The following is a 12,269-nucleotide window of genomic DNA, read 5'->3' on the forward strand; positions in this document are numbered from 1 at the left end:
CGCTCGATCAGGGATTCGGAAACCGTCTTGCGCTCCTTGCGGTCGGCCAGTTCAAACTCGTCCGTGGTGTCGGCGGCAAAGGTCAATTCCTCGGCCGCGTCGGCCAGAAGCGACATGGGCGAATCAACGGCCGCGGCCTGGCGCCCCATGAACGTTCCGGTCATGGCCGCGCCGGCGGCAGCGGACCCAACATCCCGCCCTTGCTGGGCGAACTGGGAGTTGATGGAAAAATCAATGGCCATGATGCTCTCCTGCCGTGGTGCAAAAACAAACGTCTCCACCTTCCATCCAATAATCGAGCCAACGTGAAAAATGTAACAGAATGAACGCAACGCCGCAAGAACTATGGTTAAATGCTTGATTCTCCGCAGAAACTGACATATTTTGATCATGGCGGAAGTGCCAATTAAATTGGCATCAGCGCCACCACGATTTTGCCAATTACCTTGACACACAGACCTCGGCACGAACGCCAAGACAGCCCATGGCGGGGGCACGAGCAGCTCACGCTGGTGTTATTCGTTTTGGCATGTCATCTGCTAACGCTGAAACCAAACCAGGAGGACATCATGACTTTTTCGGAAAAAGATTTCGCCGCGCAGCAGGAACAACTCAAGGCTTTGGGAGAAGAACTCTCCAGACTCGACGCGCAGTACGAAGGGCAGCTCAAGGCGCTGGGATTTTCCCAGAGCGAGATACAGGAATCTCTTAACGCGGAACTTCCGCCGGAAGTGCAAAAAATGATGGCCGAGGCCCAGGACAAGGCCAAACGCGAAGGTTCGGCCCGCGCGGCACAGGCGGCACCGACGCCGACAACCGGAGGCAAGGTCCCCGGAGCGGGACGCCGCGGCGCGGTACGACTCTAACCCCCATACCCAGGCTCCACAACAACTCCGCGACAGCAAGGGAAAAACCATGCCCGAAGTAACAGGAACCCAAAGTCTTTCCCAAATCATGGCCAATATCGATCTCGGCCCGGCCGGCGGCATCCAGATGATGTTCGCCAAGCTGCAGATGGCCCAGTCCCAGATATGTAAGAGCCAGGCCAACGACTACATGAAGCAGATCCAGGATATCCAGACCGAACAAAAAGCCTGCGCCGACATGATCGCCACGGCCCGGGATCTTCAGAACAAAGGCAAGAATGGAGAGGGCGTCGGCATCGCCAGCATCAGCGGCACGACCACAAGGGGGAAAGACTGCTACCCCATGCCCCAGGAACTCGTGGATTTCATGGACGAACGCGGCCTCAGCTACCCCAACGCGGACAAGGACTACATCCTGGGCAAGGACGAATGGGATTACACCTTGAAATCCCTGACCAACTACCAGGAACAGATCGGCAGCAAGACCCAGACCCTCATGGTCTACCTGCAGGACTTCATCGGACAGTACAATTCCTTCCTGCAGGGCGCGAATACGGCCATCAGCAACGCCAATCAGGTGCTGACCAACATCGCCCGCGGCCAATAAAACCCTTCACGACACAAGAGGATACCACCATGACCACTCCCGTCACCGGAACACAGAATCTTTCCCAGATCATGGCCGATATCGACCTCGGCCCGGCCGGCGGCATCCAGATGATGTTCGCCAAGCTGCAGATGGCCCAGTCCCAGATATGTAAGAGCCAGGCCAACGACTACATGAAACAAATCCAGGACATCCAGGCCGAACAAAAAGCCTGCGCCGACATGATCGAAGCCGCGCGCACGCAGATGAACGCCGCCAAGACCGGCAAAAATGCCACGGCAATGTCGCCGGCGATGAAGACATTCTTCGACGAGCGGGGGCTTTCTTACGACAAAACGGGTGGCGACAACGCTCATACGGAAAAGGAATGGGAATACAACCTCAAATCCCTGACCAACTACCAGGAACAGATCGGCAGCAAGACCCAGACCCTCATGGTTTATCTGCAGGATTTCATCGGTCAGTACAATTCCTTCCTGCAGGGCGCCAACACGGCCATCAGCAATGCCAACCAGGTGCTGACCAACATCGCCCGTGGCCAGTAGGCCGCAATCGACGAGAAAACCAGGTCACCCATAATCCAAAACCAGCATCATCCGTCCGGAAGTCCGCGCCCGCGCGGACCTCTGGACGAGCCAGCGAGGCATCCATGACCACCACCCAGTCTCCCGCAGCCGAGGCACCCTTAAACGACAGCGAAATTCAGGCCATCATCAAGGCCATGCAAAACGGCGCCAGCATCAGCGACGTCGCCAACATGAAACCCGAAGTTCTCGAGGGGCTCTATTCCCTGGGCTACAATCTCTACACCTCGGGCAATTTCACCGACGCGCAGACCATTTTCCAGGCCCTGTGCCTGTACAAACACTCGGAAGTCCGCTTCTGGATGGGACTGGCCGGCTGCCGCCAGGCCAATGGCAACCTCCAGGGCGCCGTGGACGCGTATTCCATGGCCGGCGTGGCCGGCGGTCTGTCGGATCCGTCCCCCTTCCTTTACGCCGCCAACTGCTACATCAAACTTGGCGACAAGGAGAACGCCATCGGCGCGTTGCAAGGACTGCTCACCCTGGGCGAAAAGGAAAACGCGGCCCATGTCCAATGCCGGAGCACGGCCTCCGAACTTCTGAAAATGCTGGAAGGCAAAGCGTGAGGGAGAGGCCATGGGCAATGAACTGACCATCAGCCGCTTTCAAACCGGCAACATCGATGCCGCCACGGCTCTGCGACAACTGACCGAAGGACAGCCGACGGGGCTGGGGTCCACCCTTCCGCCCGCCGCTGGCGATATAACACTCAACCAAGCCCTGGAAAAACTCGGACTGCCCGTTTTGTCCACCCCAGTCGGCGGCATGTCCCTGGATTCGCTGATGAACGCCATCGGCAACGAAGTCCGGCGTCAAGCCTGCAAGGACGGGGTCAACAGCCTCGAACTCAAGGCTGCGCAACAAAAGGAAGTCAACGACAAACAGCTGGAGCAACTGGCCAAGCAATTGGAGGAAATGAAAAAGAAGGCCGTGTTGAACGGTTTTCTGAAGGCTTTCAAAATCATCGGCATGATCGTCGGCGCCATTGCCTCGGTGGCGACCATCGCCGCCGGCGTGTTGACCGGAAACCCCCTGCTCGTCGTGGCCGGGTGCATCGGCATGGCCATGACCATCGACAGCGTTCTGTCCATGGCCACGGACGGCAAGGTGTGCATGATGGCGGGCTTTGAAAAACTCGGCAAGGCCATGGGCATGAGCGACGAAACCGCCAAATGGTTTGCCTTCGGCATGCAGATGGCCGTCATGGTCGCGGCTATCGGCGTAAGCATTGGCGCGGGCCTGGCCAGCACGTCGGCCAGCGCGGCCAACATCACCTCCCAGGCGGCCCAAAAGGCATTTGATGTAACTGTGTTGGCGCAGAAAGTTCTGAATTTCACCTCGGCCGGGCTGAACGTGGCCCAGGGAGGCACGACCATTGCCAGCGCGGTCGTGGACTATAAGGTGGCCCAAACAAAAATCACCGCCAAGGAGCTTGAGGCCATTCTCGAACGGATCAAGGAAGCCATCGAGATGGACAGAAAGCTTGTGGAAAATGAAATGGAGCGGGCCAACGACCTCATGGCCAAGGTCACGGAAATCGTGAAGGGCTGCGCGGAAACCCAGACCGCAATTTTAACGACCACGCCGGCCATGGCCTAGCAAGACGAACCGAACCATCCACGACAAAGGTCATGAGGTAGAACCATGTCTTTCACGAATGTCAATCAAATCAATGGATTTAATGCCACCCAGTACAACCAGCTCCTGGAGGCTGCCAAATCGGAATATGTTTCCAAGGAACAGATCGATCAAGCCCTGCTGGCGGCGGTCAATGCCGGAAAAACTTTTTCCCAGGCATTAAGTTCGATCTCGGCCGCCCTGCCGACCCTGCCCCCGCCCATGGGCACAGGAGCCCTGTGGGACAACGGCCTGGCTGGACTCCCGTCTTTTTGCGCCAATTATCTGGCACTGGTCGGCGACCTGGCCGCCGACCAGCGCCGCCAAAGCGCAGAGCAGCGTGCCTTGCAGACCAACATTATTGTCGACACAATCGAGGCCCAGGCCGAGGAAATGCGCGACAAAGCGGTTTTCCAGCTGTGCATGGGCATCGCTTCGGGTTTGCTGAGCATCGCCCAAGGCCTCATGTCGTACAGCATGATGTCCAGCGGAACGGCTGAAAACGCAAAAATCACGGATACAGCAGCCCGCGGTCATGCCGACATGCTGCTTAACACCAAAGTCCAAAGCTTCAACTCCGCCGCGGGAGGTACCGTCGGCACCGTCGGCTCCATCAGCCAGGCCGTGAGCGGCATGTATGACGCCGAAATCAAACTCATGGACGCCGATATCGAACGAGCCAGAGCCCAGACCGACGCCCTCAAAAGCCTCGAGGAGAGCCTCCGTGAACTGATCCAAAAAATGCTCTCCACCATGGATTCCATCCAGCAAAGCACCAATCAAACCAGAACCAGGATTCTCGGCTGATTGACCATGCTCAAAAACAAACCGGCACCGCCACGCCATCCCCAACGGATCATGGCGGTGCCGGGCACGTCGCGGCCTAAAAGAGGAAGAAAAGTATCCAAAAGCAAACTTGTTTGACAAAATCGGGGCCTTGGCCCAAAAGTTCCATGGCTTACAAGGAGATTGCATGACCCTGACGCAACAAGCCGCCGACGCCATCACCTCGGCCGCGGGCTGGAAACCCACCCAACCCGACGCCGAGGGCGTGTTCCACTTCCGCCTCGAAGGAGACCTGGACATGGATTTCTTCTCGCCCGACGGGCGCACCGGTATCTTCCGCTCCACCCTGACCACCCTGTCGGGCGAAGACGCCGAGTCCGAGACGCTTCTCAAAACCTGCGCGCAACGCGCCGTGGCCGCGAGCCGGAAACGCAGATCCACCCTCTCCATCGACGGCGGCCGGCTGCAACTGCACCGCGCCATCGGACTCGACGCAATGGCGGCGGACATGGCCCGCGCGATCCCCGACGTGGCCAAGGACTTCCTGAACGATCTCGCCTGGTGGCAGGTTCAAATCGGCGCACGCAGTCCCCAGGCATCCCCGTCTCCCTTCAGCCTGTCCGGGTTCGACCTCTCCTGGCCGGTTGGACGTTGACCGCATGAGCAACCGCCGCCTTTTCACCCGCAGCCAGGCACGCCCGACCAGACGCGCCACGACGGTCATTTTTTTTGCCCTCCTCATCCTGGCCAGCGCGGCAGCGGCCGGAAACGCCGGCGCGGCGCCGCTTCTCACCGCCGTCCGCCACCATTCTGTCCCAACGCACACGCGGGTGGTTCTGGATGTCTCCGCGCCGGTGGAACACGCGGTGACGCTGGACGAAAAGCCAGGAACCCGGCGTCTGCGCGTCACCCTGCGCGGAACGGGGCTGGCGCCCAATGTTCCGGCCTCGCGCACGGTTGGCGACGGCATTCTTTCGACCGTGCATGCCCTGGCCTCCCCCCAGGGAGTGGTCATCGACCTCGACCTCCAAGCTCCCGCGCGGCACCATGTCTTTGCCCTGACCGACCCGGACCGGGTGGTCGTGGATCTGTTCACGGCATCGGCCCAGCCGACCTCCCGGCCAACCTCCCGGCCAGCCGTGGACGCGGGCGCCGGCTTTTCGACGCCCCATGCGCCGCCCCGCTTGGCCGCGCCGCCGACACCGGCGGGATTTTCCAAAAATTTCACCTATTACGCGGACCAACAGGACCTGCCGACGGTGCTCATGCACTTCGCCCGCGTCCAAGGGCTCAGCGCGTCCATCTCCACCGGCGTGACCGGAAAAATCAGCGGCCGCTTCGATGACGTGCCCGCGGACAAATTCCTGCGGGGCATGCGCGCGGCCTTTGGCGTGTCCTGGTATCGCATCGGGTCCAGCATCCATTTTTTCAATGACGCCGAGCTGACCAGGGCCTTTATCACGCCCAAGGCCCTGAGCGCCGACAAGCTTTTCACCCTGCTGCACCAATCGGCGGTCTTTTCCCCGCAACTGCCACCGACCCTGGCCCCGGACGGCAACATGATCGTCGTGTCCGGACCGCCCCAATACCTCGAACAGGTCATGAGCGCGGCCACCGCCTACGAAGAAACCCAGCGCGACACCATCGTCATGCGCGTGTTTCCGCTCAAGTATGCCTGGGCCGAGGATATTTCCGTCAACAGCATGGACAAGACCGTGACCATCCCCGGCATCGCGAGCATCCTGCGGGCCATGATCGGTGGCACGCCGACCTCGGCCACCCGCGTCGTCCAACAAAAGGCCACGGTGGACAAACTCACCGGAACCGGCCTGGCCGCCCTGGGCCAGGACACCGAGGAAGCGGCACCGACGACCGAGCCGGCCACGGCCGGACCGCCGGCGAGCATCATGGCCGACCCACGGGTCAACGCGGTCCTGGTGCATGACGCCGAATACCGCATGCCCTACTACGCCAAGGTCATCGAAGACCTGGACAAACCCGTGGAGCTCGTGGAGATCCACGCGGCCATCGTGGACATCGACACGGACTACAAACGGGAGCTGGGGATCACCTACCAAGCCGCGGATCCCTCGGGCAAAGGCTGGGGCTTTGGCGGTGAAGTGTCCACGACGGCAGGCGAATTCTCGCCCCTGCCGGGACTGGGGGTATCCACCGGCGCTGGATTGTCCCTCTCGACCATCTACACCATGGGCTCGGACTATTTTCTGGCCCGCGTCCAGGCCCTGGAAGAAGAGGGCGAGGCCAGAATGCTCGGCCGCCCGTCCGTGCTGACCGTGGACAACATCCAGGCCACCCTGGAAAACACGACCACCTACTACATCCCGATTCAGGGCAACGAAGCCTCGGACCTGTTCAAGGTCGAGGCGGGCACGGTGTTGCGCGTCACGCCGCATATCATCGAAAACGAGGCCGGACAGAACACCATCAAGCTCGTGGTCAGCGTCCAGGACGACCAAAACGACAACGGCGCCGCGACCACGGCCGCGGCCGGAACCATTCCGCCCATCAAGCAAACCAAAATCAACACCCAGGCCATTGTCGGCGCGGGCCAAAGTCTGCTCATCGGCGGCTATTACTATGAACAAAAAGGCACGGACGAAAGCGGAATCCCCATCCTCAAGGACATTCCCGGCCTGGGCAACCTGTTCAAGACCTCGTCCAAAAGCAACAAACGCATGGAACGCCTCATCCTGATCACGCCACGGGTCATCGACCTCACGGACCTGCCACCCATCCCGGACCGGGTGGACGATCCGGCCATGCGCCAAAGTCCGACCCAGGCCGATTTTTCGCAACGCCCACAACGCCCGACGCACGGCGGCTGCGCCCACGCGCGCGCCGGCAGCCAGAAAACACCGGCCGCCACGACCGAAACGGGCATGGAGCCCGCGCCATGAGTTCCGACGGCGACATCCGGCTGCGCGTTTTCTCCGGCCCGCATCTCGGCGCGGAAATCGTTCTGCCTCCGGGCGATCACCTGCTTGGCGGCGACGATTCCTGCGACATCATTTTAACCGATCACGGTCTGGCCGCCCGGCACGCCGTTGTTCGGGTTGCCGCGCCAGAGGCCGGAGCCGGGCCGGATGTCCTCGTCACGCCCCTTGATAGTCAGGCCATCATCGACGGCCAGCCAGCCGCCGCCCAGGGAAGCGCCTGGCTCCCAGGCACCGCGTGCCTGCTCGGAACAACCCTGCTGGCCTGGTTGCCGGCCAATCAGGCACCCGAGGCCTGGCGCGATGTTTTCGAGGCCATGTCCAAGCCGCGTGAACAAAGTCCAGAGGCGCCGACGCAACGGCCGGCAGTCCCGGAAACCGCCGCGAGCGCGCTCCTGGACGAGACGGACCCCAACTTCGTTGGCGACAACTCCCTGGCCGCGACGCCCACTTCGCGGGCATTGATGCGCGCCAATGGCACGATCAAAAAACTACTGCGCGCGGCGATCATGCTGCTCTGCCTTGGCGCCTTGACCGTTTCCTACGAGTTCCGACCCGCGCCAACAGCCATAACCGCGACACAACTCCAAGAAATTCTTGCTCAAAATTCATTTCCCGCCCTGACCGCAACGGATGGGGACGCCATGTTGACCATCCGGGGCAGCGTGGACAGCGACTCCGAACGCGCCCGGCTTTTGCGTCTGGCCCAAAGCCTGCATGCACCGATTCAACTCGACATCCGTGTCGAGGCGGACCGCGCGGGAGGACTGGCCTTTGCCTTCAACAGCCGGGGCCTGTTTCCCGAAATTCGCAAGGATCCCGAAGGCGGACACGGGTACACGGTGCGCGGCTACATGGCGGACCGCCAGGTGGAGGACACGGCCTTCGCGGCTGTGCTGGCGGACTTTCAAGGACAGATTCCCCTGGCCTTGACCCGCGACATCGTCCACGCCGACGCGGTGGCCAAGGAACTGGACGGCTTGCTTGCCGAGGTGGAAATGGACTTTGTCCGCGTCGACTACCACCCCGGACTGGTCACGCTTTCCGGAACCTTTACCGCAAGCCAACGCCATGTTTTGGAAACGACCATGGCCGAGGTCCAGCAACGCCTCGACAAACCGGTACCGTTCAAAATTCTCGCCGCGACCCAGCCGGACATCGCGCCCCCCCGAATCGCGCCCATCGCGCGCGGAATTTCGGCTCCGGCGCCGTCCGGCGACGATCCCGGACCCGGAACAAGCGTGCCCGGCTCCGATGTTCCCGCCGGCCCAGGCGAGGACGCGGCCGTCGCCGCCATCCAGGTCACGGGCGTGACCCTGACGCCCATGCGCTTTGTTTCCCTGGCCACGGGCGAACGCATTTTCGAGGGCGGCCTGCTGCCGAGCGGGCACACCCTGGAACATATTGGGCACAAGGAATTAAAACTCCTCAAAAATGGAATTGTAACCATCCACAAACTGCGAGGCGCCGATGAGTGAACCCTTTGTTTCAGTGCTGGAAATGCTGGAAAACGATCCGTCCGGCTCCGGGCTGCAACCCATCCGGAACGATCTGCTGAACATGGACATGGACATCCGCCGCGCCATGGACCGGGGGCTGTCCCCCGACGACATGACCGTGGCCCGGACAACCCGCGACATCATCCAGGCGGCCGGAAGCATTCTGGACAAGCTGCCGGCCTGATCCCACGACAACGCCCGCCATCAAACGGACAAGGAAGGTACATATGACCATATCGGGAACCCCGGGACTGAATTTGGGCAATCTGTTCGACACCAGCATGGAGGCCGTGAGCAAGCGCGGGTCCAGCATCGAGCAAAAAATGAAGGAATTGCAGAACAGTGAATCCGCCAGCCCCGAACAGATGGCCATGCTCAATTTCGAACTTGGTCAGTATAACGCCATGCTTGAATCCCTCTCCACCGTCACCAAGAGCATGAACGACATGCTTAAAAGCCTCGCCCAACGCGCGGGCTAGGGAGAATCCATGCTGACATCGGAACACATCCAACGTCTCGTCGACATCGCCAACGCGGGCTGCTCCAAGGGCCATGTCGTGGAGGCCCGCGTCATTTACCAGGGCTTGCTGGCCACGAATCCCGACTTGGCCCCGGCCAGCATCGGCCTGGCCTTGAGCCACATCGTGGTCAACGAATTCGCCGAGGCCGAGAAACTGCTGCGCGACACCGTGCTCGCCGCCGCTCCCGACGATCAGGAAGCGCTGGCCATGCTCGGGCTCTGCCATACCCTGGCCGGACAGCGCGAGGAGGCCGAGGCCGTGCTCGTCCCCCTGGCCGACCAGGACGGTCCCAGGGCCGAGCTGGCCACGGCCCTGCTTGAACGCGCCAGGGCCTAGGACGATCCGGCATGGAACTGGGCTCCGTTGCCAATCTGGCCAGCCGCCTGCTCGAAGCCCTGGAAAAAAGCGGAATTTCCAGCGGGGCGGAACTGCGTTCGGACTTCGGCCCCAGCGGCCAGCCCGACCCGGAGCTTGTCCGCGCCTTCGAGGAAGCCCTGGCCGGGGGCCCAGCCCCGGCGGCCAGCGACCCATCGTCCACGATCGACACCATGCATTTTGACTCCGGGGGCTTGGAGCACCAACCGCCCGAAGCCCCCGGAGCAATTCCGGATCAGACCGACAGTCTTGGCGTGGACGGTCTCCACGATTTCGGCCCACGGGAATTCGCGCCATCCGGTCCGACGGCGGTGCCGGACCAGCTCCCCCGGGACCTGGCGACACCCGCGCCGGAGTCCCCGGCCACGGACAGGCTGCGCGAGCTGAATGGTATTCTCGACCGCATGGAATCCGGACAGTTGCGGGCCGAGGACCTGTTCCGGATGCAATACCTGATCGGCATGCTCAAGGTGAACGCCGAAAGCGGCATGCAGGCTTCCAAAAAAACGGCTCAAACTTTCGATAACCTGCTCAAACAAAAAGGCTGATGGACTGAATCACCCGCAAAGGATTGCTCGATGCCCGTATCCAACGCTTTTCCCCCACGACGAAACCCCACCGGATTTGGCCGGCTGGCCATGGGATTCGTCCTTCTTGCGCTCGCCCTGATTCTGGCCGGCTGTCGGGTCGAGATCCATCAGGGGCTGACCGAGGAGCAGGCCAACTCCATGCTCGCGGCCCTGCTGAAGCGGGACATCGACGCCCAAAAGGTGTCAGCCGGGAAAAAGGGCTTTTCCATCAGCGTGGACGAGCAACAAATTGTCCAGGCTCTGGAAATCCTCAAGGAAAACAACCTGCCCCGGCGGGAATTCACCAACCTGGGAGAGGTTTTCTCCGGTCAGGGCATGATCTCGTCCCCGTCGGAGGAGCAGGTTCGCCTCGCCTACGCCATTTCCCAGGAATTGGCGGACACGTTTTCACGCATCGACGGCGTGCTCACGTCCAGGGTGCACGTCGTGCCGGCTGGCGCCGAGCAATCCACGGACAAGAGCACCTTGCCATCGGCAGCGGTGTTTCTGCGCCATCTCCCGGATTCCCCGGTGGTCGATCTGGTCGCCAGGGTGCGCGAGGTCACGGCCAAGGCCGTGCCCAACCTGATCCCGGACCGTGTTTCGGTCATGCTCGTGCCGGTACGGGAAGCCGTGTCCGTGCCCATGGCGCCGCAAGAGCATTTTCTGGGCATCCCCTACATGCCCGCCGACGGGCCGCCGTACGTGCTGGTGGGCGCCATCCTGACCGTGGCCCTGACCTGCGCCGGCGCCATTTTGCTCGCCGCCCATGAATTTCTGCGCCGCCGTGGACGCAAAACCCAGGAAGCGGCCCCGTCCGAGGACCAACAACCGTGACAAACAGCCACCCGTCCACGGACACCCGCCCGACCTGTCGCGCGGGAATCCACCCGGAAGCCCCCCGCGATCGCCAACCGTTCCCATTGGCCAGACGGCCAGCCCGGAGGCCTGGGCATGCATAAGGATTTTTTTTCACATCTCATCCGCGACAAACCGGAACTCTTCCAGGCCATCCTGGCTTTCAACGGCCTTGATGACGGCCGGAACGCGCCGCCGCCCCGGATTCTGACGGACATTCCCGGCTTGGACGCCTCGGCGATCTGGAACAATCCACGGGCCAGAAAACATTTCGCCACCGCCCCGGACGGCTTCTGGGACTTCACCGAGGAATCGCGGCGGCTGGCCCTGATCGAGCCAGCAGTGCTGGCCCGAACGGCACGCCTGTTCGGCGCGGCCATCCATGCCCGGGAACTGGCGCGACTGATCCGCCGCGAAGAGGTCCTGGACGCGCGCCGGATTCTGGGAACGGAGCTCATCACCTATGCCCTGGAACGCGGCCGTTTCCAGCTCGGATCCTTGACCGAGGTCTTTGCCCACGGCCACGAGGACATGCCTCTTCCCCAACGCGTCCTGGCGCATGGACGCATGGCGCTTGAAAGCTGTTGGGCGCAATGGCCCCAGGCCCTGCTCCGACTGTGGCATCCGGACCAAATCCCGCATGACCCGGACCACGACGCCGATTTTCCGGGCCTGGACGATCCCCTACTCACGACTCCGGAGCTCGGGCGACGGATCTGGTTTGGCTTCAAGAAAATTCTGCTTCGGGAGGTCGCGCCGCAATGGGCTCCATGTTTCGATTGACCACGGACAAAATTCTGCCCCAGGCCGGCCAACGCGTGCTCAAGGCCTACGACGCGGCCCGGCTCCTCGAAGCCCAGGAAATTCTGGACCGCGCCGGGGAACGCGCCCGGGACATCCTGCGCGAGGCGGAGGAGGCGTACACCCAGCAGCGCCAGCAAGGCTACGAGGACGGCAAGACCGAAGGCAAGCTTGAACATGCCGAAAAGATGATGGAAACGATCCTGTCCTCGGTGGAATTCATCGAGGGCAT

General features: G+C 61.8%; 16 protein-coding genes and 1 pseudogene. 16 read left to right on the forward strand and 1 reads right to left on the reverse strand.

Annotated features, from left to right (window positions below; genetic code table 11):
- Positions 1 to 173 (reverse strand): annotated as a pseudogene (locus tag EOL86_07795) (SepL/TyeA/HrpJ family type III secretion system gatekeeper).
- Positions 174 to 569: 396 nt separating this feature from the next.
- Here EOL86_07795 and EOL86_07800 point away from each other — a divergent pair.
- The 16 genes from EOL86_07800 to EOL86_07875 form a co-directional block, all read left to right on the forward strand.
- Complete coding sequence (locus EOL86_07800; GenBank protein NCD25478.1) at positions 570 to 866, forward strand: hypothetical protein; 297 nt, start codon at positions 570 to 572, stop codon at positions 864 to 866.
- 49 nt (positions 867 to 915) lie between these two features.
- Complete coding sequence (locus EOL86_07805) at positions 916 to 1,473, forward strand: USH1C-binding protein 1 (protein ID NCD25479.1); 558 nt, start codon at positions 916 to 918, stop codon at positions 1,471 to 1,473.
- 29 nt (positions 1,474 to 1,502) lie between these two features.
- The gene (locus EOL86_07810) at positions 1,503 to 2,018 is read left to right on the forward strand and encodes a hypothetical protein (GenBank protein NCD25480.1); all 516 of its coding nucleotides are present in this window, start codon (positions 1,503 to 1,505) and stop codon (positions 2,016 to 2,018) included.
- 104 nt (positions 2,019 to 2,122) lie between these two features.
- A complete protein-coding gene (locus EOL86_07815; protein ID NCD25481.1) occupies positions 2,123 to 2,623 on the forward strand; it encodes a CesD/SycD/LcrH family type III secretion system chaperone in 501 nt (166 codons plus the stop codon).
- Between the two features lie 10 nt (positions 2,624 to 2,633).
- Positions 2,634 to 3,656 carry a type III secretion system protein gene (locus EOL86_07820; GenBank protein NCD25482.1) on the forward strand — a complete coding sequence of 341 codons (1,023 nt, stop codon included), beginning with the start codon at positions 2,634 to 2,636 and terminating at the stop codon, positions 3,654 to 3,656.
- A gap of 45 nt (positions 3,657 to 3,701) precedes the next feature.
- On the forward strand, positions 3,702 to 4,481 hold the full coding sequence (locus EOL86_07825; protein ID NCD25483.1) for a type III secretion system protein: 780 nt from the start codon (positions 3,702 to 3,704) through the stop codon (positions 4,479 to 4,481).
- 166 nt (positions 4,482 to 4,647) lie between these two features.
- Positions 4,648 to 5,115 carry a hypothetical protein gene (locus EOL86_07830; protein NCD25484.1) on the forward strand — a complete coding sequence of 156 codons (468 nt, stop codon included), beginning with the start codon at positions 4,648 to 4,650 and terminating at the stop codon, positions 5,113 to 5,115.
- Positions 5,116 to 5,119: 4 nt separating this feature from the next.
- The gene (locus tag EOL86_07835) at positions 5,120 to 7,378 is read left to right on the forward strand and encodes an EscC/YscC/HrcC family type III secretion system outer membrane ring protein (protein ID NCD25485.1); all 2,259 of its coding nucleotides are present in this window, start codon (positions 5,120 to 5,122) and stop codon (positions 7,376 to 7,378) included.
- A complete protein-coding gene (locus EOL86_07840; protein NCD25486.1) occupies positions 7,375 to 8,892 on the forward strand; it encodes an EscD/YscD/HrpQ family type III secretion system inner membrane ring protein in 1,518 nt (505 codons plus the stop codon). The genes EOL86_07835 and EOL86_07840 overlap by 4 nt, the downstream gene beginning before the upstream one ends.
- Entirely contained in the window at positions 8,885 to 9,097 is a 213-nt protein-coding gene (locus tag EOL86_07845) for a hypothetical protein (GenBank protein ID NCD25487.1), read from the forward strand. Before EOL86_07840 ends, EOL86_07845 begins: the two co-directional genes overlap by 8 nt.
- A gap of 43 nt (positions 9,098 to 9,140) precedes the next feature.
- Positions 9,141 to 9,392, forward strand: coding sequence for a type III secretion protein (locus EOL86_07850; GenBank protein ID NCD25488.1), 252 nt, complete (start codon positions 9,141 to 9,143; stop codon positions 9,390 to 9,392).
- A gap of 9 nt (positions 9,393 to 9,401) precedes the next feature.
- The gene (locus EOL86_07855; protein NCD25489.1) at positions 9,402 to 9,770 is read left to right on the forward strand and encodes a tetratricopeptide repeat protein; all 369 of its coding nucleotides are present in this window, start codon (positions 9,402 to 9,404) and stop codon (positions 9,768 to 9,770) included.
- A gap of 11 nt (positions 9,771 to 9,781) precedes the next feature.
- A complete protein-coding gene (locus EOL86_07860; GenBank protein ID NCD25490.1) occupies positions 9,782 to 10,357 on the forward strand; it encodes a hypothetical protein in 576 nt (191 codons plus the stop codon).
- A 90-nt stretch (positions 10,358 to 10,447) separates the two neighbouring features.
- Positions 10,448 to 11,215: an EscJ/YscJ/HrcJ family type III secretion inner membrane ring protein gene (locus EOL86_07865; GenBank protein ID NCD25491.1), complete on the forward strand. Its 768-nt coding sequence runs from the start codon at positions 10,448 to 10,450 to the stop codon at positions 11,213 to 11,215.
- Between the two features lie 117 nt (positions 11,216 to 11,332).
- On the forward strand, positions 11,333 to 12,019 hold the full coding sequence (locus EOL86_07870; GenBank protein NCD25492.1) for a sulfate adenylyltransferase: 687 nt from the start codon (positions 11,333 to 11,335) through the stop codon (positions 12,017 to 12,019).
- Positions 11,998 to 12,269, forward strand: a 272-nt coding sequence (locus EOL86_07875; protein NCD25493.1) for an HrpE/YscL family type III secretion apparatus protein, incomplete at its 3' end; no start/stop codon positions are given. The genes EOL86_07870 and EOL86_07875, both read left to right, overlap by 22 nt.

Source organism: Deltaproteobacteria bacterium (assembly GCA_009930495.1).
In the GTDB taxonomy this organism is placed as follows: Bacteria; Desulfobacterota; Desulfovibrionia; order Desulfovibrionales; family Desulfomicrobiaceae; genus Desulfomicrobium.